Origin of the sequence: Marinobacterium halophilum (assembly GCF_003014615.1) — a bacterium.
Classification (GTDB): Bacteria; Pseudomonadota; Gammaproteobacteria; order Pseudomonadales; family Balneatricaceae; genus Marinobacterium; species Marinobacterium halophilum.
In genome coordinates, this window is the sequence record NZ_PYGI01000007.1 from 24,818 (window position 1) to 47,435 (window position 22,618).

Here is a 22,618-nt window from a genome sequence, read left to right on the forward strand (position 1 = left end):
TTGTATAAAATACAGCTGAGTTCAGTCGCAGAGCGCGTCCAGTTTCTGCTTCAGGATGCCGGTCACGGCTCCCGGATTGGCTTTGCCGCCGGTCGCTTTCATCACTTGCCCCATGAAGAAGCCCAGCATCTTGCCGCGCTTGTCCGGTTCCGCTGCCTTGTACTGCTCGACCTGCTTGTCGGCGTTGGCGATCACGTCGTCGACGATCTTTTCAATGGCACCGGTATCGGTAACCTGTTTCAGGCCTTCGGCTTCGATAATCTCGTCGGCGCTGCCACCCTTGCTCCACATCAGTTCGAACACCTTCTTGGCGATGTTGCCGGAGATGGTGTTGTCCTTGATGCGGACCAGCAGACCACCGAGCTGATCAGCCGTAACCGGGCTGTCCTTGATGTCGGTGTCGTTCTGGTTGAGGAACTTGGCCAGTTCGCCCATTACCCAGTTGGCGGCCAGTTTGGCGTCACCACACTGCTTGACGACCTGCTCGTAGTAGTCGGCCTGAGCACGGTAGGCGGACAGTACGCCGGCATCGTATTCGGACAGGCTGTATTCGCTGGTGAAGCGTGCGCGGCGGGCGTCCGGCAGTTCCGGTAGAGTGGCGCGAACGGCTTCAATGTAGTCGTCGTCAATCACTACCGGCAGCAGGTCGGGGCAGGGGAAGTAACGGTAATCGTTGGCTTCTTCCTTGGAGCGCATACTGCGGGTTTCGTTCTTGTCCGGGTCGTAGAGGCGGGTTTCCTGGACTACGGTGCCGCCGTCTTCGATGAGGTCGATCTGGCGTGCCACTTCAGTGTCGATGGCACGTTCGATGAAACGGAACGAGTTGATGTTTTTCAGTTCGGTACGCGTACCCAGCGCTTCCTGCCCCTTCGGGCGGATGGAAACGTTGCAGTCGCAGCGCATGGAGCCTTCGGCCATGTTGCCATCGCAGATGCCCAGCGTGGTAACAATGGCGTGTACCTTGCGGGCATAGGCGGCGGCTTCCTTGGAAGAGCGCATGTCCGGGTCGGAGACGATCTCGACCAGCGGGGTGCCGGCACGGTTCAGGTCGATGCCGGACATGCCGTGGAAATCTTCATGCAGGGATTTGCCCGCATCTTCTTCCAGGTGGGCATGGTGCAGCCCGACGCGACGTTGTACGCCCTCATCGGTTTCGATGTCGATGTATCCAGGCCCTACAATCGGCTCGGCCAGCTGAGTTGTCTGGTAGCCCTTGGGCAGGTCGGGGTAAAAGTAGTTCTTGCGCTCGAATACGGAGCGTTTGCCGATCTCGGCGTTCACGGCCAGACCGAACAGCACGGCCATGCGCAGTGCGTTTTCGTTGAACACCGGCAGGGTGCCCGGCAGTGCCAGATCAACCGCGCAGGCCTGTGTGTTGGGCTCGGCACCGAATGCGGTGCTGGCACCGGAAAAAATCTTGGTTTTGGTCGACAGCTGGACATGAATTTCCAGGCCGATAACGACTTCCCATTCCATCGTTTACACCTCCAGTCCGGCAGGGGTCTGTTTATGCCAGTCAGTTGCCTGCTGGAACTGATGTGCCACGTTGAGCAGCTTGGATTCGGCAAAGTAGTTGCCGATGATCTGTAGTCCAACCGGCAGGCCGTTGGTCTGGCCGCAGGGGATGGAGATGCCAGGCAGGCCCGCAAGGTTCAGTGACAGGGTGAAGATATCTTCCATGTACATGGAGACCGGATCGCTACTTTTCTCGCCCAGTTTGAACGCCGTTTGCGGTGTGGTCGGGCCCATGATGACGTCGACGTCGTTCAGCACGGCGACAAAATCCTGCTGGATCATGCGGCGAATCTGCTGTGCCTTGTTGTAGTAGGCATCGTAATAACCGGCAGATAGCGCGTAAGCACCCACCATGATGCGGCGCTTCACTTCAGTGCCGAAGCCTTCGCCGCGGCTGCGCTTGTACAGGTCTTCCAGGTCGACCGGGTTCTCGCAGCGGTAGCCATAACGCACGCCGTCGAAGCGGGACAGGTTGGAAGAGGCTTCTGCCGGGGCCAGGATGTAGTAGGCCGGGATACACAGCTCGGTGTTGGGCAGGCTGACTTCCTTGACGCTGGCGCCCAGTTTTTCAAACTCGGCCACGGCGTTGCGCACCTGCTCGGCGACACCGGCATCCAGTGCGGCTGAGAAGTACTCTTTCGGCAGGCCGATCTTGAGGCCGGCCAGTGGCTGGTTCAGCCCGGCCGTGTAGTCTTCGCTGTCACGTTCGGCACTGGTGGAGTCCATCGGGTCGAAACCGGCCATCGCGTTCAGCACCATGGCGCAGTCTTCAGCGGTGCGAGCCATGGGGCCCGCCTGGTCCAGTGAAGACGCGAAGGCGATCATGCCGTAGCGGGAGACGCGGCCATACGTTGGCTTGAGGCCGGTGATACCACAAAGTGCAGCAGGCTGACGGATGGAACCACCGGTGTCTGAGCCGGTCGCGGCCGGGGTCAGGCGGGCAGCCACGGCAGCCGCAGAGCCGCCGGAAGAGCCGCCCGGTACACGGTCGGTACCCCAGGGATTGCGCACAGGACCGTAGAAGCTGCTCTCGTTGGAGGAGCCCATGGCGAACTCATCCATGTTCAGCTTACCCAAGGTCACGGTGCCGGCATTTTTCAAGCGGCTGACAATCGTGGCGTCATAGGGCGAAATAAAGTTGTCCAGCATCTTTGAGGCGCTGGAGGTGCGTACACCCTGAGTGCAGAACAGATCTTTATGCGCAATCGGCAGGCCGCAAAGGGCACCGGTGTTGCCGGTGGCGCGGGCCTCGTCAGCGGCTTTGGCCTGGGCCAGTGCCTGTTCTTCGGTAACAGTAATAAAGCTGTTGTACTGGCTATCCAGTGCATTAATGCGCTGCAGGTAGGCCTGGGTCAGTTCGGTACTGCTGAAGTCGCCGCGTTCCAGCCCCTGGGCCAGTTCGGCAAGTGTCTTGTCAAACATGTGTAATTCCTTGAACGTGAGCGGGGCTTATTCAATGACCTTGGGTACCAGGAAAAGACCGTTTTCGGTCGCCGGGGCAACGGCCTGCAGCGCTTCACGCTGGTTGGTCTCGCTCACTTCGTCGGCGCGCAGACGCTGTACCGCATCCAGCGGGTGGGCCAGCGGCTCGACCCCCTCGGTGTTGGTTGCCTGCATCTGATCCACCAGGTTCAGAATGCTGTTGAGGGCTTGGCTGTAGCTGTCGATATCGGCCGCATCAATCTGCAGGCGCGCCAGATGGGCTATTTGTTCCACATCGGATCGGTCCAGTGACATAGGTCCGCTTCTCGCTCTGGTCAGTCTGTTTGCTTAAGGGCGCCTGAATGCCGGAAGCCCTGAAACAGGTGAGGTTGGAAAGGATGAATGAAGCATAAGATAGCATGTTTGAACCTTGCTCAAAATCCCTGCCGTTGTTAGAGTTGTGGGTCTTTCAGACCAGCGGCCACTCCAGCAAACCTCAGGGTATCTACAGTCACATGTTCAAGAAAATTCGAGGCCTGTTCTCCAGCGATCTTTCCATCGACTTGGGCACCGCCAACACACTGATTTATGTGCGTGATCGCGACATTATCCTGGATGAACCTTCAGTGGTGGCTATTCGTGTAAACGGCAATCAGAAAACGGTTGCAGCGGTGGGCACTGACGCCAAGCGCATGCTGGGCCGCACGCCCGGCAATATTACGGCGATCCGGCCGATGAAAGACGGTGTTATTGCCGACTTCCATGTCACCGAAAAAATGCTGCAATATTTCATCAGCAAGGTGCATGACAACAGCTTCATGACGCCGAGCCCGCGTGTGCTCGTATGCGTACCCTGCAAGTCCACTCAGGTTGAACGTCGCGCGATCAAGGAATCGGCGATCGGTGCCGGTGCTCGTGAGGTATACCTGATTGAGGAGCCGATGGCGGCCGCGATCGGTGCAGGTTTGCCCGTTGACGAAGCTACCGGTTCCATGGTGGTGGATATTGGTGGTGGTACCACCGAAATCGCGGTGATTTCACTGAACGGTATTGTTTACGCCGAGTCCGTTCGCGTGGGTGGTGATCGCTTTGATGAAGCGATTGTGACTTATGTACGCCGCAACTACGGCAGCCTGATCGGTGATGCCACGGCTGAGCGGATCAAGCAGGAAGTGGGTGCGGCATACCCGTCCAGCGAAATTCTTGAAATCGATGTCCGTGGCCGCAACCTGGCGGAAGGCATTCCGCGCAGCTTCACCCTGAACAGCAACGAAATTCTGGAAGCGCTGCAAGAGCCACTGTCTGCAATTGTGCAATCGGTGAAAAGTGCGCTGGAGCAGTGCCCGCCCGAACTGGCCGCCGACATTGCCGAACATGGTATCGTGCTGACCGGTGGTGGCGCGTTGCTGCGCAACATCGACCGTTTGATCAGCGAAGAAACCGGTTTGCCGGTGATTGTGGCTGAAGATCCGCTGACCTGTGTTGCCCGTGGCGGCGGCAAGGCGCTGGAAATGCTCGATAAGCACGCGTTCGAAATTCTCACGTTCGAGTGATTGTGTGTGAGCATGGGATGTCGTCAGCGGGTGGTTGCCGTCAGGGGGTGAGGTATTAAGCCGATCTTCAGTGGCGGCTCGCCGCGTCGTCTGTTCATGCTGCTGCTGCTGTTGGCAGCACTGTTGATGGTGGCCGATCTCAACTGGCCCAAGATGAAGGAAGGGCGTGCCTGGCTCTCCCTGCTGGTGACGCCGTTACAGTGGGTAGTCGATATCCCGACACGGGTTGCAGACAACTTGTCTGGTGTGGTGGTTGATCGTGCCACGCTGCTGCGTGATAACGAAGCCCTGAAATCCGAAGCCTTGATCCTTGAACGCAAGGTGCAGCAGATGGCTGCGCTGACAGCGGAGAATATCCGCCTGCGCGAGCTGCTCACCGCTGCAGAAAGTCTGGAGCCGGACACACGTCTGGTTGAGTTGATTGGCGTCAACCCCGATCCTTTCCAGCATGAAGTGATCCTGAATCAGGGCTCCGAAGATGGTGTGTTTGCCGGTCAGCCGGTATTGGACGCTGGCGGCGTGATGGGACAGATCGTGTCGTTGGCGCACTACACCAGTCGGGCCATGCTGGTCACGGATGCCCGCTCGGCAATACCGGTTGAAGTCAACCGCAACGGTTTTCGTTCGATTGCACTTGGCAAGGGTACGCTGGGTGAGCTGGAGCTGGAACATGTGCCCGATACCGTTGATATTCGCGAAGGTGACCTGCTGGTGACCTCTGGCTTGGGTGGGCGCTTCCCCCGTGGTTATCCGGTCGCACGGGTACGGGAAGTCGTGCGTGACCCTGGACGCCCATTTACGCTGGTCAGGGCCGAGCCTGCGGCACGGCTGGACCGCAGCCGTCATCTGCTGTTGGTGGATTACCGCTCGGAGCTGACGGCAGCCGTGCGTGAGACTGTAGATGACTGAGCAACGTGGCGGTGGTCTGATCATCTTTGCGACGTTTCTGGTCGGCATGGTGCTCAGTCAAATGCCGCTGCCTGATATGCTGGTATGGGCGCGCCCCGAGTGGGTCGTGTTGATGCTGATCTACTGGGTGATGGCCTTGCCACATCGGGTTGGTCTGGGCGGCGCTTTCCTGTTGGGTGTTCTGTTGGATGTGGTGCGCGGCAGCGTGCTGGGCCTGAGTGCCTTGTCATTGACTCTGATTGCCTTCGTTGTCTTGATACTCTACAAGCGCCTGCGCCGGTTTCCGTTATGGCAGCAGTCGTTTATGGTATTGGTACTGGTTGGACTTAACCAGTTGCTGTTTCACTGGATGCAGAGCATTACCGGAACTACCGGTGGCTCGCTGCTGTTTCTATTGCCGGCCCTGGTCAGCGCACTGGTCTGGCCCTGGCTGTATCTGCTGCTACGTGCCGTTCGTCACACTTTCTACATACAGTGAGTTTCATGTCTGAACTGATCCTGGCATCTGCTTCTCCCCGTCGTCGAGAATTGTTGACGCAAATCGGGGTATCCTTTCGTTGTGACCCCGTCGATATTGATGAAACACCCACCGCGCAGGAATCTGCTCGGGATTACGTCGAGCGGCTGGCGCTGGAAAAGGCACAAGCCTGTCTGCACCGGCACGGGGATGCAGTAATACTCGGGTCTGATACCAGTGTGGTGGTCGATGGCTGTATCCTTGGCAAGCCCGTAGACGAGAACGATGCCGTGCAGATGCTGCAGCGCTTGTCCGGGCGTTGCCATCAGGTGATGACGGCGATAGCGGTTGTCTCTGCACAACAGCAGCAGGTTCAGACGGTGGTGACAGATGTCACCTTTGTTACGTTGGATGAAGCACGTTGTCGCGCCTACTGGCGGACGGGCGAGCCTTGCGACAAGGCGGGCGCTTATGGCATACAGGGGTTGGGTGCCGTGCTGGTGAAACGTATCGAAGGCAGCTATTCCGCCGTGGTTGGTTTGCCGTTGATGGAAACCGCTGATCTGTTGCAACAATTTGACATCCCGGTCTGGCAGTAGCCATACATGAATAACAACAGCTGATCGAGGGCACAGAGGATGGGTGAAGAGATCCTGATCAACTTCACGCCGATGGAAACGCGCGTGGCAGTGATCGAAAATGGTATGCCGCAGGAGATCTACGTCGAGCGTGCCAAGCGTCGGGGTATTGTCGGCAATATCTATCAGGGCAAGGTAGTGCGTGTGTTGCCGGGCATGCAGGCGGCGTTTGTCGATATCGGCCTGGAGCGGGCTGCCTTCATCCATGTGGATGAGGTGGTGGATCAGGGTCTGTCGACGGAGCAGCGTAATGCCATGTCCATTGCACAGGTGCTGCGTGAAGGCCAGGCGTTACTGGTACAGGTCACCAAAGACCCGATCGGCACCAAGGGTGCGCGCCTGACGACACATATTTCCATACCGTCACGCTATCTGGTGTTGATGCCGGGCAGTACGCATATTGGCGTATCCCAGCGTATCGAAGACCCGCAGGAACGTGATCGTCTGCGTACCCGTATGCAAAGCCTGATGCAGGATGAAACAAGTACGCCGGAGTGGGGCGTCATTCTGCGTACGGTGGCTGAGGGCATCTCCGAAATAGAGCTGGAGAGTGATCTACAGTTTTTGCGCCGGTTGTGGGAATCGATTCGCCAAAAGATCAAGAAGGTCAAGGCTCCGGCGATTGTGTATGAAGACCTGCCGTTGAATATGCGCGCTCTGCGCGACATGGCGCATGGCGGTATCGAGCGGATCCGAATCGACTCGCGCGAGACCTTTCAGCGTGCCCGTGAATTTGTGCAGGCGCTGGTGCCGGAGATCGAAAGCAAGCTGGAGTACTATCCCGGTGAGCGGCCGATTTTCGACATGTTCAATGTCGAAGAGGAGATGCAGAAAGCCTTGGGTCGCAAGGTTGAACTGAAATCTGGCGGTTATCTGATCTTTGATCAGACCGAAGCGATGACCACCGTGGATGTGAATACCGGTGCCTTTGTCGGCCATCGCAACCTGGAAGAAACCATCTTTAAAACCAACCTGGAAGCGGCAACCGCGATTGGCCGTCAGCTGCGCTTGCGCAATCTGGGCGGTATTATCATCATCGATTTCATCGACATGGAAGACTCGGATCATCAGCGCCAGGTGCTGCGCACGCTGGAGCGGGTGCTGGAAAAAGACCATGCCAAGTGCAAGGTCACCGGAGTGTCCGAACTTGGGTTGGTGGAAATGACCCGAAAGCGGACCCGCGAGAGTCTGGAACAGGTATTGTGTGAGCCCTGTATCCACTGTCAAGGTCGTGGCTCGCTGAAGACGCCGGAAACGGTGTGTTATGAAATATTCCGTGAAATTTTGCGCCAGCATCGTGCCTACGATACTGAAACCTATCTGGTGCTGGCGGCGCAGTCCGTGGTGGAGCACTTGCTGGATGATGCATCCGATTATGTTGCCGAACTTGAGGATTTTATTGGTAAAACGGTCCGTTTCCAGGTTGAGCCGCTCTATACACCCGAGCAGTTCGACGTTGTACTCCGCTAACCGGTCCTGACCGTGCGGCGCCATCTGAGCCGAGCCTGGTGGCTGAGTGTCATCCTGCTGTTGCTGTTAGCGTTGCTGCTGACGGCGGCACGGGTGTTGCTGCAGTCTGTTGACCGGTGGCGCCCTGATCTCGAAGCCTACCTTAGCCAAACACTGAGTGCTCCGGTTGTTATTGGGCAACTACACGGGCAGTGGAACTATGCCTATCCGGTTCTGACCGTGGACCGGCTTGACGTACGTACGCCGGCTGCTTCCGGCCCGGAAGGGCAGCTGGTGCTTGACCGCCTGACGCTGGAGTTGGATCCCTTTGCCTCACTACTGGCCCGTGCCCCGATCTTCAACCGTTTTGAAGCCCAGGGTGCGCGGATGCGTTGGCATCAGCGCAGTGGAGCATGGTTACATCGTCCGGGGGCGGCACCGGAAGCTCCGGCCCGAGAGGGTATTTCCATCGCTGCCTGGGAACGTCTGTTGGCGGTGCTGTTACAGCAGCCCTATGCCGTAATTCGTGACGTTGAGTTGGCTTTGGTACCTGAACAGGGGCAGAGTCTGGTAATTTCGCCTGCCGATATCGAGCTGGAAAACGCTCCGAATAAACACCGTCTCAGTGGTCTGTTCCGCATGCCGTTGTTGGGTGAGGCGACGGAGATGGCCTTTGTCGTCGAGACTGAGTCGGTATTGGAGCCGAATGCTCTGGACGCTCGCTACCGGGTGTTTTTTGATATGAAACACCTCGGGCCTGAGCTGTTCCGGCTATTCGGACGTGAGTGGGGTGTGGAACAGCTGGATCTGAATACTCGGATCTGGAGTGAATTCGAGCATCGTCGGCTGCAGAGCGCACAGGCAGAAGTGGCGCTGTCACAACTTGCGCTGACGAGCCCCGGCGTACCTTATCCACAATCGGCCCGTGTCGATATCAGCGTGCAACCCCGTGGCGATCACTACCAACTGCAGCTTGAACGTCTGCAACTGGCTCATGAGCAGGCCCGTTTTGAACTGCCGTTACTGATGCTGCAGGGCTCGTTGCCGTGGTCGGGCCGCCCTGATGGTGTGCAGGCCGGTATTCCCGAACTGGATATTGAGGCGTTGTCGAGCTGGCTGGCAACGGCCCCTGGTATGCCGACTGCAGCGGCCGCGTTGCTGGGTGAATTGCAAGTGCGGGGGCGGTTGCAACAGCTGAGCGTGGACATGCCGGTTGGTGGCAACTGGCAGGCGTTGCAGCTGACGGCAGATCTGGAACAGTTGCAGGTGAGCGCATGGCACGGTGCCCCTGCTTTGGTGGGCGTCAGCGGTCGCCTGGAAGCGGGAATGAAGAGTGGTCGTATCGATCTGGACAGTACCGATTTCAGCATGCATTTCCCTGAGTTGTATCCACAGCATTGGAACTATCAGCAGGCACAGGGTCGGATCAAGTGGGCTGTGGATCAGCGTGGTGTGCGTGTAGGCAGTGAGCATTTGCAACTGCGCAATGAGCATGTCAATGCGGGCGGGCGTTTCAGTATCGATCTGCCGTTCGACCAGAGTCGCCAGAGCGAGTTGGTGCTGATGATCGGCATGACCGATAGTGATGGGCGGCAAGCACCGGTCTATACACCTGCAGATGCGGTCGGTCAGGGCCTGCACCGTTGGCTTGAGCAGGCGCTCAAGAGCGGGAAGCTGCGTCAGGGCGGGTTGCTGTTGCGCACGGGAACCCGCCGCTTGCAGCAGCCGACATCGCCGGTGGTGCAGCTGTTTTTCGATATTGCGGATGGGCAGTTGGCGTACCAGCCAGGCTGGCCGGCCATAACCGCCGGTGATCTGTATGTACTGGTGCGTGATGCCGGTGTTGCGATCAATATCAACCGGGCGAAGCTGTTGCAAAGTGACATTCCGTCCGGTTGGGTGTATCTGCCACCGGGTGAGCACACCTTGCAGGTTGAAACCCTGCTCCAGGGGCCTGTGAGCGATCTGGACCATATCCTCAAACAGACGCCACTGGCGCAGCTGTTGGGGAGCCCTGTGCAGGAATGGACGCTTGATCGTGGGCAGGCGAAAACGCGGTTGAGCCTCGCGATTCCGTTGGTCGATAGCATGACGCCGGCAGTGGAGGTAACGGTTGCACTGGACCAGGCCCGTCTGCGTCGTCAGACGCTGGAGGTGTCCGGCATTTCGGGTGAATTGAACTATCACCAGGGTACCGGGCTGAGTGCTGACAAGCTGCAGGGCTCCTTTCTTGGTCAGCCGGTGCAGGCCCGTATCGATACCCAAGAGCAGAATTATCGGGTGCAGCTGCAGGGACAGTCGGAAATGACGCAACTGCAGCAATGGTTACAGCTGCCGATACTGGAAGCGAGTGCGGGCCTGGCGCAGTGGCAGGCACAGCTGGATCTGTGCCGTGAGGCACAGTGTCCACAATTGACGGTCCGCTCGGACTTACAGGGTGTGGGCCTGACATTACCGGGTATTCTGGCCAAAACAGCCGATCAGCCGGCACCGCTCGCGCTGACCCTGGGTCTGATGCCGGAGGTGCATGTGCAGGCACTGGATCTACGTTTGCCGGCAGACGGTATTGTCCCGCTGCAGGTGCGTGCCGCTGCATCCGGTAGTGAGCCGCTGCGCGTACGACTGGATCATCCCCAGTTGTCGGGCGAAGTGGCATTGGCCTCGTCGACACAGCCTCTGACGCTGCACCTTGAGCACTTACAACTGGACGCCTTGATGCCTGCCGCCGAGTCGGTAGCCAATGGCGTGCAGCCGTCTTCGGTGCCAACGCCCCATCAATTGACTGATCCGACAGCCATCGCACGGCTGCCACTCACGGCTGTACGCATTCGGGACCTATGGTTTGATGGCAAGCCGCTTGGTGAGTGGCGTTTCAGGTTACAGCCAGCCGTGGATGGACTTCAGGTTCGTGATCTTGAGGCGTCTCTGGAGCAGCTGACTGTGCGTGGTGAACTCGATTGGGTGCAAAGCGAAACGCCGTATACGGCAACGTCACTGACACTGGCGGGCAAGGATCTGGGGCGCTTGCTGAAGACCTGGGGTTATGGTCGAGTCATGGAAACCGAGCAGTTGGACGGGATGCTGCAGCTGCAATGGTCTGGTGCGCCCTGGCAGTTTGCACCGGATGATCTGGATGGAGAGTTTATATTTGATCTGGGCAATACCCGGCTGATTGAAACCACTGACAGCAGCAACATCCTGCGCGTGTTCGGTATTCTCAATTTCAACTCACTGGCACGCCGGTTGCGACTGGACTTCAGTGATCTGTTTAAAAAGGGCATCAGCTTCGACAGTATCAATGGTCATTACCGGCTGGAAAATGGTGTTGCCCGTACGGTGAAGCCGTTGCGGCTGCAGGGGCCATCGGCCAACATGCAGTTGAGCGGGGAGGTGAATCTGGTGACTGAACAGCTGAATAAATCGGTTGAGGTGACGTTGCCACTCAGCAGTAATGCGCCGTTGGCAGCAGTGCTGCTCGGAGCCCCCCAGGTTGCAGGGGCGGTGTTTGTCATCGATAAGCTGATTGGTGACCGGCTGGAGCGCTTCAGTACGCTCAGTTACCGCTTGTCAGGGCATTGGGATGACCCGCAGCTGGAGCTGCAGGTTATCCCGGAAGGCTGATGCAATCAGACTTCGTACAACTCGCGGATATACTTGAACAGCTTGCGTGAATGGGTTGGCGGCTGTTCGCGTTGACGTTCGCGCTGTGCATTGCGGATCAGCTGGCGCAAATGCTGAATATCGGCGTTCGGGTGAGCTTCGATAAAGCTTTGCAACTCGGCATTGCCCCCATCAATCAGGCGCTCGCGCCACTGCTCCATGCCGTGGAACAGTTGGTTGTGGGCAGCACTGGACGAGTCAAAGCGGTCCACGACTTCGCGAATTGCATCGGCATCCGCTGTGCGCATCAATCTGCCGATGTACTGCAGATGACGGCCCTTGGCGTTGTTGGATTTCAGCCGTGAATATTCTGCAATAGCACTTCTTAGTTGGTCGTCAATGGGCAGTCTGGCCTGCTGGTCCGGGCGCAGTTCAGCCATGTGTTTGCCCAGCTGCTGCAGTTCTTCGGCTTCCCGCTTGAGCTGGGACTTGCTGGGCGGCAGCTCTTCGGCGTCGTCCGGGTGGTTCGGGTCAAAGTCGGTCATAGGATCTTCCATCAAGCAAAAAACAGGGTTGCCAGGCCCAGAAAGGCAAAAAAGCCGACAACATCGGTAATGGTAGTCAGCAATACGCTACCGGCCAAGGCCGGGTCGATCCCCGCTGATTTGAGGATCATCGGTAACAGGGTGCCGGCCATGGCCCCTGCCAGCAGGTTGATCACGATGGCCAGGGCGATGACGATGCCAACCGTCAGGTCCTGGAACCAGAGCACGGCGACAACGGCGACAACCAGCGCCCACAGCAGACCGTTGAGTGCGCCGACGATCAGCTCGCGGTTGAACAGCCAGCCGATGTTGGAGCGTTCAACGTGCCCCAGTGCCTGGCCACGGATCATCAGGGTCAACGTCTGGCTACCGGCAATGCCGCCCATGGAGGCGACAATCGGCATCAGTACGGCGAGGGCGACCACTTTATCAATGGTGTCCTCGAACAGGCCAATCACGGCGGACGCGATGAAGGCGGTAATCAGGTTGATGCCGAGCCAGACTGCGCGTCGTCGAGTGGTCTTCATGATCGGTGCAAAGGTATCTTCGTCCTCGTCGAGACCGGCCATGCTCATCAGCGAATGGTCGGCATCTTCACGGATGACGTCAACCACGTCATCAATGGTGATACGGCCGAGCAGTTTGCCTTGGGCATCGATAACGGGGGCGGAGATCAGATCCAGCTGTTCGAACTGGCGGGCTACGCTTTCGTCAGGCATGTCCGCCGGAATCGCTTCGACTCCGGTGTTCATCACCTCACGTACCAGTACATCCGGATCGGTGGTCAGCAGTCGGGTCAGCGGCAGTACGCCAATGTAGGCACCCTTGCGGCTGACCACGAACAGGGTGTCGGTCATTTCCGGGATTTCCTTGTGCCGGCGCAGGTAGCGCAACACGGTCTCCACAGTAATGTCCGGCCGAATGGTCACCGTATCGGTGTTCATCAGGCCGCCGGCAGTATCCTCGGGGTACGAGAGCACCTGTTCAACACGCTCACGGTTTTCCTGGTCCATGATCTGCAGCAGTTCTTTCATTACCCGGTCGGGTAACTGCTGCAGAATGTCGACCATATCATCCGTTTCCAGCGTCTCGGTTATCGCCAGAACTTCGGAGGCTTCCATGCGGCTTAGAATATCGGCCTGGGCTTCGTCGCCGAGGTACTGCAGAACCTCGCCTTCCAGGTTTTTGTGCAGCAGATTCCACAGAATCTGGCGCTCGCGAGGCGGCGTTTTTTCCAGCAGGTGAGCCACTTCAGCAGGGCGTAGCCCCTTGTTGAGCATAAACCGAAGCTGCTGGAGTTCACCCACCTCCAGTGCGGCACTGAGCGTTTCCAGGTTGGAGGGCGTGTCCGGCTGGCTCATGGGTGTATCTCACTCACAGGGTTTGTCGCAGAAATTGCCGCAACGTGTGCAGATGGCGCAGAAACGTTGGTTATTCGGGTTCGTCGAAGCGGTTGTTGATCAGTGTTTCCAAGGCATTCAAGGCGTCCAGTTCATCCTCGCCATGGGCGCTGAGCTGGATTTTCGTGCCCTTGTTGGCGGCCAGCATCATGACCGACATGATGCTTTTGCCATCAATCTCGCGGTCTTCGCGGGTGATGCGTATATCGGCCTGGAATTGACTGGCTGTGGTCACCAGTTTGGCCGCCGCCCGGGCGTGTAGCCCCAGTTTGTTGATAATGGTCAGTTGCTTTTCAATCATGTGGATGTCCCGCAGCAGGCTGACTCAGTTCACGGTGCAGCACCTGGACATTATCCATATGCGCGCGGAAATAACCAGCCAGTTGCTCAGCGACATAGACAGAGCGGTGCTGGCCACCGGTACAGCCGATGCCGATGGTAATGTAACTGCGGTTGTTGGCCTGAAAACGGGGCAGCCATTTGTCGACGAATTCACGGATATCCTGCACCATTTCACTGACGTCATCGGCGCGGGATAAAAAGTCGACGACGGCCGGGTCGCGGCCGGTAAAGCCACGCAGTTCAGGTACCCAGTAAGGGTTGGGCAGTGAGCGCACATCGAAGGTGAAGTCGACATCAAGCGGGACGCCGTGCTTGAAACCGAAGGACTCGAATTGCAGTGACAGGGTCTGTTCACTGCGGCCAGCCACGCGCAACTTTATTTCGTCCCGGAGCTCGTAGAGTGACAGGCGAGTGGTATCGATGCGCAGGTCGGCAAGGTTGGCGATCGGTTCAAGCAGTTCGCGTTCGGTGCGGATTGCCTGTTGCAGGCTCTGGTTCTGATCGGTCAGCGGGTGGCGACGTCGAGTTGCATTGTAGCGCCGCAACAGGGTGGATTCACCGGCATCAAGAAACAGGGTTTCGCTGTTCAGTTCCGGGTGTTGACGCAGCTGCTGCATCACTGCCGGGAACTGTTTCAGATTACTGGGCAGGTTGCGTGCATCGATACTGACTGCGATCGACTGGGCCGGATACTCCTCGGCCAGCATCAACCGGATCAGCTCGGGCAGCAGCAGGGCGGGCAGGTTGTCGATGCAATAGAAGCCGACATCCTCCAGCGCCTGCAACGCAGTACTTTTGCCGGATCCGGAACGGCCGCTGAGAACGACCAGACGCATGTTATCGCTCCTGACACAGGCGCTGTACACGGCTGAGCAGACTCGCGGAGTCTTCACAGGCGCGCAGTGCTTCACGTGCTTCCGAGTGGTTGAACAATTCTGCCAGTCCGGCCAGGGTCTGCAAGTGTTCCTCGGCACCCTGTTCAGGTACCAGCAGGAGGCACACCAGATCCACCGGGCGGTTATCGATGGCGTCAAAGTCGATGGGTGATGACAGGGTCATCAGCATCCCGATCGCTTTGTCGACACCGGCCATGCGGCAGTGCGGAATCGCGACCCCTTCACCGATACCGGTGCTGCCAAGGCGCTCACGATTAATAAGGCCGCTGAATATGTCTTCAGCGGCCGGGCCGTCCAATTGCTCGGCAATTGTTTGGCTGGCGAGTTCGAGGACCCGCTTCTTGCTGACCACATCTACATGGCAGAGGGTGCGAGATGGGGTCAGCAGTTCAGATAGTTGCATGTCGTGACGTGCTGCTACCGGTTATTTGTGGGATTTCATTTTTTCTTTGTGCTTGATGATCTGGCGATCCAGTTTATCGACCATCCCATCAATCGCAGCATACATATCGTCGTGTTCGTTGGATGCAAACACTTCTCCGCCTGCCAGATGGATATCAGCCTCGGCTTTCTGGCGCTGCTTTTCAACACTGAGTGTTACCTGTGCATTGGTGATGTTATCGAAGTGGCGCTCCAGGCGGTCAAACTTGGTACGAACGTATTCGTTAAGGGCGTCAGTCAGTTCGACGTGATGGCCAGTGATGTTGATCTGCATAGGTTTTCTCCTCGTGATGGACACGTTCTTTCAGCGTTCCTTTCACTCTCATTAAACCAGACGCTTGCGCTCATTAGAAGGCGGAATGTTCATTGCTTCACGATATTTTGCAATCGTGCGTCTGGCGACATTGATTCCCTGTTCTTTTAGCAGCTGAGCGATCTTGTTGTCACTGAGCGGTTTGGTGGTGCTCTCATTATTGACCAGTTTCTTGATCAAGGCCCGTATGGCCGTAGAAGAGGCCGCTCCGCCATCGGATGTGCTGACATGGCTGGAAAAGAAATACTTGAGCTCGAAGATGCCTCTGGGAGTGTGCATGTACTTCTGGGTGGTGACACGAGAAATGGTGGACTCGTGCATCTCCACGGCCTCTGCAATGTCATGCAGCACCATCGGTTTCATGCCTTCTTCGCCCTCTTCGAAAAAATCGATCTGGCGGGCGACGATTTCGGTGGCTACCTTGAGCAGGGTTTCGTTGCGGCTAAGCAGGCTTTTCAGGAACCAGCGTGCTTCCTGCAGATGGTTTTTCAGGTAGGTATTATCGGCACTATTATCGGCGCGCCGGATCAGATCGGCATACTGGGTATTGATACGCAGGCGCGGTGACGCATCGTTGTTGAGGCTAACATTCCAGTGGCCCTGTATCTTGCGCACAATAATGTCCGGAATGACGTATTCGGGCTGTTCCGAACTGATCAGGGTGCCGGGTTTTGGATTCAGGCTCTGGATCAGGCTGATTACCTGTTGCAGACTGTCTTCCTTGAGGCGCAGACGGCGCATCAGGCTGCGATAGTCGTGGCTGCCGAGCAGGTGCAAGTGGTCGCGCACCAGCCGTATGGCTTCGTTGAGCAGTGGGGTTGTTTCAGGCAGTTGGCGCAGTTGCAGTTGCAGGCATTCGCTCAGGTCTCGGGCGCAGACGCCGGCCGGATCGAATTGCTGGACTCTGTGCAGCACGGCTTCGACTTCGGCAATGTCGGCTTCTGCGAACAGGGCGGCTTCGCTCTGCTGGAAATGCTCCAGAACGTCGTCGAGTGTCGTGCGCAGATAGCCATCGGCATCAACCGCGTCGATCAACGCCAGCGCGACCATACGGTCGCTGTCATTCATCGGCGTAAGGTTGAGCTGCCACAGCAGATGGTCCTGAAGGTTGTCTTCGGCGCAGTCGTTGTCGCCGGGCTCCCAATCACTGTCCCGTTCAGGGCCGGGTGTGCTCTGGCTCTGGAAGGTATCATCCCACTGGCTATCGGTGGCCAGTTCGGCCGGGATCTGCTCATTCCAGCTGTCTTCGCCGTGGGTCTCGTCGTCCCAGGCCTCGTCCGCAGACGCTTCCTGAGCGTCATGTTCGTTATCACCCTGTTCCCGCGCCTGTTCCTGCTTGTCGGCCTCGGCCTCGGCTTCGGCGGCAGCCGTTTCCTGGTCATCTTCGGCTTCAAGCAAGGGGTTGCTTTCCAGGGCTTCCTGAATTTCCTGCTGCAGATCCAGAGTCGACAGCTGCAGCAAGCGAATAGCCTGCTGCAGCTGAGGTGTCATGGTCAGTTGTTGGCCGATCTTGAGTTGTAACGACTGCTTCATATACACCTTGCCGAATTGACAGAGTTAGGGGATGGCATGGCTGGCGCGGTTCAGAGCGAGAACTGCTCTCCAAGATAGGCCCTGCGTACCTGTTCGTTGTTCAGTATATCCTGTGGATTGCCCTGGGCGAGGATGCCGCCTTCACTGACGATATAGGCCTGCTCACAGATATCAAGGGTCTCACGGACATTATGGTCGGTGATCAGGATGCCGATATTGCGCGACTGCAGGTGGCGTATGGTCTGTTTGATATCACTGACGGAGATCGGGTCGACACCGGCGAAGGGTTCGTCCAGCAGAATGAAATCCGGTTCGGTAGCCAGGGCGCGGGCAATTTCAACCCGGCGTCGCTCACCGCCTGACAGTGCCATGCCGAGGCTGTCACGCAAGTGGGTAATATGAAACTCTTCCAGCAGCTGCTCAAGCAGCGTGGAGCGCTGTGCGGCGGACAGCTCCTTGCGCGTTTCCAGAATGGCGAGCAGGTTGTCACGCACGCTGAGTTTGCGGAACACTGAAGCTTCCTGGGGCAGGTAGCCGATGCCGCGACGCGCGCGCTCGTGCATGGGCAGGCGAGTCACATCGTCATCGTCGATGCGGATCTGGCCCCGGTCTGCGTTCACCAGTCCCACAATCATGTAGAAGCAGGTGGTCTTGCCAGCTCCGTTGGGGCCGAGCAGGCCGATGATCTGGCCGCTGTTCATCTGCAGTGAGACATCACGCACGACCTGACGTCCCTTGTAGCTTTTGGCCAGGTTCAGTGCTTGCAGCTGTTTTATCGGCGCTGGCATCAGTTGCCTCCGCTTTTCGGCTGAATCACCATTTGTACGCGTTGTCCGGCATCGGTGTCGCTGCCGAAGGCGTTGACGATGGCTTTTTCCATGTTGTAAATGATGCGCTCGCCGGTAAAACTGTCCTGACCCTGGTCAACCCGTGCCGACTCGGTAATGGTCACTTCCTGCTGGGTGACGTGATAATCCATCCGCTCGCCGTAGGCCTTGGTCAATGCCTGATCCTTGCGTGGCTGTTGCTGGAACTCGGCGGGTTTGCCGGTCGAGATGATGCGTTCAACGTTGCCGGCAGCGGTGCGATGCAGCTCGACTCGCTGGCCGCGAATAACCATGGTGCCCTGTACGATTTCAACCCGTCCGCTGTACACGGTTACGCCGGTACGTTCATTCATGCTGGCACGGTCGGCGCTGATATGGATCGGCTGTTGCTGGTCTTCGGGCAGTGCGTGTGCCGCGAACGGCAACGTCAGCAGGGTGGCCAGTAGCAGTGGTTGAAGTTTATTGCGCATGATATTCACCCTTGACGTTCGAAAGCAGCTCTATCCGTTGTTGATCGAAAAATATATCCATGCCGACTGCTGAGGTCATATCGTCACCGCGCTGTACCCTTACCAAGGCATCGGTATGGGCAAACTCACGGGGTGGATACAGCGTCAGATGGTCGGTGGTCATCCGTGCCGGCAGTCCGGCAGCGGGTGTATCATGCAGTTGTACATTGCCGGTCAGCAGAATCTGTTCCTGCGAATCGGGCAGTGTGCCGCTATCGGCTTGCAGCTGGTAGTGCCCGCCGGGCTGGCGTGGAATACGCGTGACCGGGGTGTCCAGTTGCATGGCGGCCTGTTCCGGGTAGTGCTGCATCAGCGGTGTGGTGAGCACTTGCCCGGTAGTCCCATCCTCTTGCCAGCGGGTAATTTCTGCCTGACGGATGAAGAAATCGACCTGTTCAACGTCATCGCCGGTCACGGAGATTAACGGTTCTTCACCGGTTTTCAACCCCAACCAAAGCAAAGGGGCCGCCAGCAGTACGGCAGCAACCAGCAGGCGCTGACGCTGGTTCAGCATCCGCGGTACTCCGCATAGATGGCGTCCAGTTTGTTCTGGGCGGCCAGAATCAGTTCGCAGAACTCACGTGCGGCACCCTTGCCACCGGCCGCAGTGCTGGTCCAGTTGGCGTCTTTGCGCACCAGCGGGTGGCCGTTGGGTACGCAGGCGCCGAACGCACAGGCGCGAATTGCGGACAGATCGGGCAGGTCGTCGCCGATATAGGCGGTGTCGGCCGCTGAATGATCGCTGTGTGCCCAGAGTTCGTTGAGGGCGACCAGCTTGTCTTCACGCCCCTGGCGCAGGTAGGTGATGCCCAGTGCTTCGGCACGGTGCTCGACCTGAGGTGAGCGGCGTCCGGTAATGATTGCGGTTTCGATGCCGCAGCGCTGCAATAGCTTGATACCGAGCCCGTCCAGGGTGTGGAAGCTTTTGACTTCGCGGCCATCTGCCAGGAAGTTCAGGCGACCATCGGTCAGGATGCCGTCGACATCGAATACGGCCAGACGGATACCGGAGAGGGCGTCTCTCAGCTGGGGTGAAAGGCTGTCCAGGTGCATTAGATAACTCCCGCTTTGAGCATGTCATGCATATTGAGGGCACCGACCGGGCGGTCCTGTGCATCCACTACCAGCAGGGCGTTGATCTTGCGTTCCTGCATCAGGCTCAGGGCTTCTGCCGCGAGAATGCCGGGCTGAATCCGGGTGGCATCGGCGGTCATGACATCCTTGATCAGGGTCGTGGCCAGGTCGACACCCTGGTCGAGGGTGCGGCGCAGGTCGCCGTCGGTGAAGATGCCCAGCAGGCGCTGGTTACTGTCGGTGACGGCGGTCATGCCCAGGTGTTTGCGAGTCACTTCCATCAATGCTTCACGTACCGGAGTATCGGCCTGGACCAATGGGATGTCGTCGCCGGTATGCATGATGTCGTCGACCTTGAGCAGCAAACGACGTCCGAGGCTGCCACCGGGATGGGAAAAGGCAAAGTCTTCACTGCTGAAACCGCGTGCTTCCAGCAGGGCGATGGCAAGGGCGTCGCCCAGTACCAGCTGCGAGGTGGTGCTGGACGTGGGTGCGAGTCCCAGCGGGCAGGCTTCGCGGTCAACCGGAATATGCAGGCTGACATCTGCCGTGCGCGCCAGGGTTGATGCCGCGTTGGCGGTCATGCTGATCAGCGGGGCACCCATGCGTTTGATCAATGGCAGAATGGTAATGACTTCGGCGGTTTCGCCGGAATTGGACAGTGCGAGCACCACGTCATTACCGGTAAACATGCCCAGATCACCATGGCTGGCCTCGCCCGGGTGAACAAAGAAGGCCGGGGTACCAGTGCTGGCCAGGGTCGCGGCAATCTTGTTGCCGATATGACCGGACTTGCCCATGCCGGTGACGATAACCCGCCCCCGGCAATTGAACAGCAGGTCGCAAGCCTGGCTGAAGGTCTGGTCCAGGTGATTGAGGAGCTCCTGGACAGCTTCGAGTTCAAGCTGGATGGTCTGGCGACCGGATTTCAAATAGTCAGTAGCGGTCATGAAGCGATGCCTGTCTTACGCGATCGGTTACAAAACGCCATTCTACCTCAGACCGGCGTGAAGAATGAAATCGGTGCGCCGGCGTTTGGATTCACGTTTGCGGGTGACAATGGTATATTGCGCTGTCAAATTTCTGCCGGCCGACTCTGTGCCGGCTTGGTGAATGGAAGCAGGAGTTTTCCGGGTCAATGAAGCCTGCAGACGATAGCATTATCGATGTTCAGGGGTTGAGCTTCTCCCGTGGTGAGCGGGCAATCTTTGATGCCGTGGATATTCAGATTCCACGTGGCAAAATCACGGCAATCATGGGGCCTTCGGGTACGGGCAAAACCACGCTGTTAAAATTGATCGGCGGCCAATTGCGCCCGGAAGGCGGTAAAATCCTGCTGGACGGTGACAATATCCCGTCACTCGGGCGGCGAGAACTCTTTGAGGTGCGTGAGCGCATGGGCATGTTGTTTCAGAGCGGTGCTCTGTTTACCGACATGACCGTTTTTGAAAACGTCGCTTTCCCCTTGCGGGTACATACCGAACTGCCTGATGACATGATCCGTGATGTGGTACTGATGAAGCTTCAGGCGGTGGGCTTGCGCGGTGCGCGCGAGCTGATGCCTAGCGAGCTTTCCGGTGGCATGGCGCGGCGGGTGGCACTGGCGCGCGCGATTGCGCTGGATCCTGACATTGTCATGTATGACGAACCCTTTACCGGCCAAGACCCGATAGCCATGGGGGTGCTGGTCAATCTGATTCGGCGTTTGAACCAGGCGCTGGGGCATACCAGTATTATTGTCTCGCATGACATCAAGGAAACGCTGGGCATTGCCGACTATATCTATCTGCTCTCTGATGCCAAGGTGATCGCCCAGGGCACGCCGGAAGAGCTGGCCGATGTCGATTCCGAACAAGTGCGCCAGTTCATGCAAGGGTTGCCGGACGGCCCGGTGCCGTTTCACTTCAAAGCGCCTGATTATTATCAGGATCTGCTACAGGAACTCTGATCATGCTGGAACTCTTACAGCGACTGGGTCATAAAACCCTGTCGCGCCTGGCCGCGATAGGGCGTGCCGGGCAGGTGCTGGTGCAATCGTTGGTGGCGGCACCGCAGCCGCTGGTCATGTTGCCGCTGGTGCTGAAACAGATCTACTTCGTTGGCGTGTTGTCGCTGGTCATCATTGTGGTCTCCGGTGGCTTCATCGGCATGGTTTTGGGGCTGCAGGGCTATACCATTCTGGTCGACTACGGCTCGGAGCAGGCGGTGGGGCAGATGGTGGCGCTCAGCCTGGTGCGCGAGTTGGCACCGGTGGTGGCCGCCTTGCTGTTTGCCGGTCGGGCCGGTTCTGCGTTGACAGCTGAAATCGGCCTGATGAAGGCCACTGAGCAGCTGGCCAGTCTGGAAATGATCGGGGTCGACCCGCTGCGCCGTATTGTGGCACCTCGCCTGTGGGCAGGCTTCATCTGCATGCCGATTCTGGCAATCATCTTTGCCGTAGTCGGCATCTGGGGTGGTTCATTGGTGGCAGTAGACTGGCTGGGCATTTATGAAGGTTCGTTCTGGGCCAACATGCAGCAGTCAGTAGATTTTTATGATGACGTGCTTAACGGCATCATCAAGGCGGTGTGTTTCGGGGTGGTAGTAACCTGGATTGCCGTATTTGAGGGGTATGATTGTATCCCGACTTCTGAAGGAATCAGTCAGGCAACGACGCGTACTGTGGTGTATTCATCACTGGCAGTCCTCGGTCTGGACTTTATCCTGACAGCATTGATGTTTGGAGAATTGTAAAAATGCGTATGCGAACCGTTGAAATCGGTGTCGGTGCTTTCATGTTGGCGGGTATTCTGGCGCTGGTGGTGCTGGTGCTGAATGTCAGTGGCCTGAATCTGTCCGAACAGACCGGGGGCTACAAGGTATATGCCCGCTTTGACAATATCGGCGGCTTGACGCCGCGCGCCAAGGTGGCAATGTCCGGCGTGCAGATTGGTCAGGTCACGGCAATCCGAATCGACCGGGATATGCTGATGGCCGAAGTCGAAATGGAAATCTTCAATGATGTCGACTACTTGACCACGGATAGCTCGGCCAGCATTCTGACGGCTGGCCTGCTGGGTGAGCAGTATATCGGTCTGGTGCCGGGTGCCGAAGATGAAATTCTGGGGAGTGGCGACTACATTCGTGATACCCAGTCGGCGCTGGTTCTGGAAGAACTGATCGGCAAGTTTTTGTTCAACAAGGTGAGTGAATGAC

24 protein-coding genes are annotated in these 22,618 nt (G+C 57.9%); 9 read left to right on the forward strand and 15 right to left on the reverse strand.

Going from position 1 to position 22,618, the window contains the following annotated elements; translation table 11 throughout:
* Positions 1–21: 21 nt before the first annotated feature.
* From gatB to gatC, 3 genes are read right to left on the reverse strand one after another with little or no spacing between them, the layout of a single operon-like run.
* On the reverse strand, positions 22–1,476 hold the full coding sequence (gene gatB / locus CLV44_RS06095) for an Asp-tRNA(Asn)/Glu-tRNA(Gln) amidotransferase subunit GatB (protein WP_106591227.1): 1,455 nt from the start codon (positions 1,474–1,476) through the stop codon (positions 22–24).
* 3 nt (positions 1,477–1,479) lie between these two features.
* Positions 1,480–2,937 carry an Asp-tRNA(Asn)/Glu-tRNA(Gln) amidotransferase subunit GatA gene (gatA, locus tag CLV44_RS06100; RefSeq protein ID WP_106591228.1) on the reverse strand — a complete coding sequence of 486 codons (1,458 nt, stop codon included), beginning with the start codon at positions 2,935–2,937 and terminating at the stop codon, positions 1,480–1,482.
* Positions 2,938–2,964: 27 nt separating this feature from the next.
* Complete coding sequence (gene gatC / locus CLV44_RS06105) at positions 2,965–3,252, reverse strand: Asp-tRNA(Asn)/Glu-tRNA(Gln) amidotransferase subunit GatC (protein WP_106591229.1); 288 nt, start codon at positions 3,250–3,252, stop codon at positions 2,965–2,967.
* 200 nt (positions 3,253–3,452) lie between these two features.
* On the opposite strand from gatC, the gene CLV44_RS06110 reads away from it, so the two are divergent.
* The 6 genes from CLV44_RS06110 to CLV44_RS06135 all read left to right on the forward strand — a co-directional run bounded on the left by CLV44_RS06110 (position 3,453) and on the right by CLV44_RS06135 (position 11,564).
* Positions 3,453–4,490, forward strand: coding sequence for a rod shape-determining protein (locus CLV44_RS06110; RefSeq protein ID WP_106591353.1), 1,038 nt, complete (start codon positions 3,453–3,455; stop codon positions 4,488–4,490).
* A 96-nt stretch (positions 4,491–4,586) separates the two neighbouring features.
* A complete protein-coding gene (gene mreC / locus CLV44_RS06115; protein ID WP_245912618.1) occupies positions 4,587–5,399 on the forward strand; it encodes a rod shape-determining protein MreC in 813 nt (270 codons plus the stop codon).
* Positions 5,392–5,877 (forward strand): rod shape-determining protein MreD, encoded by a 486-nt coding sequence (gene mreD / locus CLV44_RS06120; protein WP_106591231.1) that lies wholly within the window; start codon positions 5,392–5,394, stop codon positions 5,875–5,877. Before mreC ends, mreD begins: the two co-directional genes overlap by 8 nt.
* Positions 5,878–5,882: 5 nt before the next feature.
* Positions 5,883–6,455, forward strand: coding sequence for a Maf family protein (locus tag CLV44_RS06125; protein ID WP_106591232.1), 573 nt, complete (start codon positions 5,883–5,885; stop codon positions 6,453–6,455).
* A 39-nt stretch (positions 6,456–6,494) separates the two neighbouring features.
* The gene (rng, locus tag CLV44_RS06130; protein ID WP_106591233.1) at positions 6,495–7,964 is read left to right on the forward strand and encodes a ribonuclease G; all 1,470 of its coding nucleotides are present in this window, start codon (positions 6,495–6,497) and stop codon (positions 7,962–7,964) included.
* Positions 7,965–7,976: 12 nt separating this feature from the next.
* Positions 7,977–11,564 (forward strand): YhdP family phospholipid transporter, encoded by a 3,588-nt coding sequence (locus tag CLV44_RS06135; protein WP_106591234.1) that lies wholly within the window; start codon positions 7,977–7,979, stop codon positions 11,562–11,564.
* 5 nt (positions 11,565–11,569) lie between these two features.
* Here CLV44_RS06135 and yjgA read toward each other — a convergent pair whose 3' ends face one another.
* From yjgA to CLV44_RS06195, 12 genes are all read right to left on the reverse strand, one after another.
* Positions 11,570–12,088: a ribosome biogenesis factor YjgA gene (gene yjgA / locus CLV44_RS06140; RefSeq protein ID WP_106591235.1), complete on the reverse strand. Its 519-nt coding sequence runs from the start codon at positions 12,086–12,088 to the stop codon at positions 11,570–11,572.
* Between the two features lie 11 nt (positions 12,089–12,099).
* Positions 12,100–13,449 (reverse strand): magnesium transporter, encoded by a 1,350-nt coding sequence (gene mgtE, locus CLV44_RS06145; protein WP_106591236.1) that lies wholly within the window; start codon positions 13,447–13,449, stop codon positions 12,100–12,102.
* Between the two features lie 70 nt (positions 13,450–13,519).
* A complete protein-coding gene (locus CLV44_RS06150; protein WP_106591237.1) occupies positions 13,520–13,789 on the reverse strand; it encodes an HPr family phosphocarrier protein in 270 nt (89 codons plus the stop codon).
* Positions 13,782–14,666: an RNase adapter RapZ gene (gene rapZ, locus CLV44_RS06155; protein WP_106591238.1), complete on the reverse strand. Its 885-nt coding sequence runs from the start codon at positions 14,664–14,666 to the stop codon at positions 13,782–13,784. Before rapZ ends, CLV44_RS06150 begins: the two co-directional genes overlap by 8 nt.
* Before the next feature lies 1 nt (position 14,667).
* Positions 14,668–15,129 (reverse strand): PTS sugar transporter subunit IIA, encoded by a 462-nt coding sequence (locus tag CLV44_RS06160; RefSeq protein ID WP_106591239.1) that lies wholly within the window; start codon positions 15,127–15,129, stop codon positions 14,668–14,670.
* 21 nt (positions 15,130–15,150) lie between these two features.
* Positions 15,151–15,441 carry a ribosome hibernation promoting factor gene (gene hpf / locus CLV44_RS06165; protein WP_106591240.1) on the reverse strand — a complete coding sequence of 97 codons (291 nt, stop codon included), beginning with the start codon at positions 15,439–15,441 and terminating at the stop codon, positions 15,151–15,153.
* 51 nt (positions 15,442–15,492) lie between these two features.
* A complete protein-coding gene (locus tag CLV44_RS06170; protein ID WP_106591241.1) occupies positions 15,493–17,013 on the reverse strand; it encodes an RNA polymerase factor sigma-54 in 1,521 nt (506 codons plus the stop codon).
* A 50-nt stretch (positions 17,014–17,063) separates the two neighbouring features.
* On the reverse strand, positions 17,064–17,801 hold the full coding sequence (lptB, locus tag CLV44_RS06175) for an LPS export ABC transporter ATP-binding protein (RefSeq protein ID WP_245912619.1): 738 nt from the start codon (positions 17,799–17,801) through the stop codon (positions 17,064–17,066).
* The gene (gene lptA / locus CLV44_RS06180) at positions 17,801–18,310 is read right to left on the reverse strand and encodes a lipopolysaccharide transport periplasmic protein LptA (RefSeq protein WP_106591242.1); all 510 of its coding nucleotides are present in this window, start codon (positions 18,308–18,310) and stop codon (positions 17,801–17,803) included. The genes lptB and lptA overlap by 1 nt, the downstream gene beginning before the upstream one ends.
* Positions 18,300–18,863, reverse strand: a complete 564-nt coding sequence (gene lptC / locus CLV44_RS06185) for an LPS export ABC transporter periplasmic protein LptC (RefSeq protein WP_106591243.1) — start codon at positions 18,861–18,863, stop codon at positions 18,300–18,302. Before lptC ends, lptA begins: the two co-directional genes overlap by 11 nt.
* Positions 18,857–19,402 carry a KdsC family phosphatase gene (locus CLV44_RS06190; RefSeq protein ID WP_106591244.1) on the reverse strand — a complete coding sequence of 182 codons (546 nt, stop codon included), beginning with the start codon at positions 19,400–19,402 and terminating at the stop codon, positions 18,857–18,859. Before CLV44_RS06190 ends, lptC begins: the two co-directional genes overlap by 7 nt.
* Complete coding sequence (locus CLV44_RS06195; RefSeq protein ID WP_106591245.1) at positions 19,402–20,373, reverse strand: KpsF/GutQ family sugar-phosphate isomerase; 972 nt, start codon at positions 20,371–20,373, stop codon at positions 19,402–19,404. Before CLV44_RS06195 ends, CLV44_RS06190 begins: the two co-directional genes overlap by 1 nt.
* Positions 20,374–20,561: 188 nt before the next feature.
* On the opposite strand from CLV44_RS06195, the gene CLV44_RS06200 reads away from it, so the two are divergent.
* The 3 genes from CLV44_RS06200 to mlaD are packed head-to-tail and all read left to right on the forward strand — an operon-like array spanning position 20,562 to position 22,617.
* Complete coding sequence (locus tag CLV44_RS06200) at positions 20,562–21,371, forward strand: ATP-binding cassette domain-containing protein (protein WP_106591246.1); 810 nt, start codon at positions 20,562–20,564, stop codon at positions 21,369–21,371.
* 2 nt (positions 21,372–21,373) lie between these two features.
* Positions 21,374–22,156 (forward strand): lipid asymmetry maintenance ABC transporter permease subunit MlaE, encoded by a 783-nt coding sequence (mlaE, locus tag CLV44_RS06205; RefSeq protein WP_106591247.1) that lies wholly within the window; start codon positions 21,374–21,376, stop codon positions 22,154–22,156.
* Positions 22,157–22,158: 2 nt separating this feature from the next.
* On the forward strand, positions 22,159–22,617 hold the full coding sequence (mlaD, locus tag CLV44_RS06210; RefSeq protein ID WP_106591248.1) for an outer membrane lipid asymmetry maintenance protein MlaD: 459 nt from the start codon (positions 22,159–22,161) through the stop codon (positions 22,615–22,617).
* Position 22,618 lies beyond the last annotated feature (1 nt).

What these genes read in the sequence shown, in the direction of transcription:
- gatB (WP_106591227.1), bottom strand. Translation starts at nt 1,476, where the DNA reads ATGGAATGGGAAGTCGTTATCGGCCTGGAAATTCATGTCCAGCTGTCG.
- gatA (WP_106591228.1), bottom strand. Translation starts at nt 2,937, where the DNA reads ATGTTTGACAAGACACTTGCCGAACTGGCCCAGGGGCTGGAACGCGGC.
- gatC (WP_106591229.1), bottom strand. Translation starts at nt 3,252, where the DNA reads ATGTCACTGGACCGATCCGATGTGGAACAAATAGCCCATCTGGCGCGC.
- CLV44_RS06110 (WP_106591353.1), top strand. Translation starts at nt 3,453, where the DNA reads ATGTTCAAGAAAATTCGAGGCCTGTTCTCCAGCGATCTTTCCATCGAC.
- mreC (WP_245912618.1), top strand. Translation starts at nt 4,587, where the DNA reads ATGCTGCTGCTGCTGTTGGCAGCACTGTTGATGGTGGCCGATCTCAAC.
- mreD (WP_106591231.1), top strand. Translation starts at nt 5,392, where the DNA reads ATGACTGAGCAACGTGGCGGTGGTCTGATCATCTTTGCGACGTTTCTG.
- CLV44_RS06125 (WP_106591232.1), top strand. Translation starts at nt 5,883, where the DNA reads ATGTCTGAACTGATCCTGGCATCTGCTTCTCCCCGTCGTCGAGAATTG.
- rng (WP_106591233.1), top strand. Translation starts at nt 6,495, where the DNA reads ATGGGTGAAGAGATCCTGATCAACTTCACGCCGATGGAAACGCGCGTG.
- yjgA (WP_106591235.1), bottom strand. Translation starts at nt 12,088, where the DNA reads ATGACCGACTTTGACCCGAACCACCCGGACGACGCCGAAGAGCTGCCG.
- mgtE (WP_106591236.1), bottom strand. Translation starts at nt 13,449, where the DNA reads ATGAGCCAGCCGGACACGCCCTCCAACCTGGAAACGCTCAGTGCCGCA.
- CLV44_RS06150 (WP_106591237.1), bottom strand. Translation starts at nt 13,789, where the DNA reads ATGATTGAAAAGCAACTGACCATTATCAACAAACTGGGGCTACACGCC.
- rapZ (WP_106591238.1), bottom strand. Translation starts at nt 14,666, where the DNA reads ATGCGTCTGGTCGTTCTCAGCGGCCGTTCCGGATCCGGCAAAAGTACT.
- CLV44_RS06160 (WP_106591239.1), bottom strand. Translation starts at nt 15,129, where the DNA reads ATGCAACTATCTGAACTGCTGACCCCATCTCGCACCCTCTGCCATGTA.
- hpf (WP_106591240.1), bottom strand. Translation starts at nt 15,441, where the DNA reads ATGCAGATCAACATCACTGGCCATCACGTCGAACTGACTGACGCCCTT.
- CLV44_RS06170 (WP_106591241.1), bottom strand. Translation starts at nt 17,013, where the DNA reads ATGAAGCAGTCGTTACAACTCAAGATCGGCCAACAACTGACCATGACA.
- lptB (WP_245912619.1), bottom strand. Translation starts at nt 17,801, where the DNA reads ATGCCAGCGCCGATAAAACAGCTGCAAGCACTGAACCTGGCCAAAAGC.
- lptA (WP_106591242.1), bottom strand. Translation starts at nt 18,310, where the DNA reads ATGCGCAATAAACTTCAACCACTGCTACTGGCCACCCTGCTGACGTTG.
- lptC (WP_106591243.1), bottom strand. Translation starts at nt 18,863, where the DNA reads ATGCTGAACCAGCGTCAGCGCCTGCTGGTTGCTGCCGTACTGCTGGCG.
- CLV44_RS06190 (WP_106591244.1), bottom strand. Translation starts at nt 19,402, where the DNA reads ATGCACCTGGACAGCCTTTCACCCCAGCTGAGAGACGCCCTCTCCGGT.
- CLV44_RS06195 (WP_106591245.1), bottom strand. Translation starts at nt 20,373, where the DNA reads ATGACCGCTACTGACTATTTGAAATCCGGTCGCCAGACCATCCAGCTT.
- CLV44_RS06200 (WP_106591246.1), top strand. Translation starts at nt 20,562, where the DNA reads ATGAAGCCTGCAGACGATAGCATTATCGATGTTCAGGGGTTGAGCTTC.
- mlaE (WP_106591247.1), top strand. Translation starts at nt 21,374, where the DNA reads ATGCTGGAACTCTTACAGCGACTGGGTCATAAAACCCTGTCGCGCCTG.
- mlaD (WP_106591248.1), top strand. Translation starts at nt 22,159, where the DNA reads ATGCGTATGCGAACCGTTGAAATCGGTGTCGGTGCTTTCATGTTGGCG.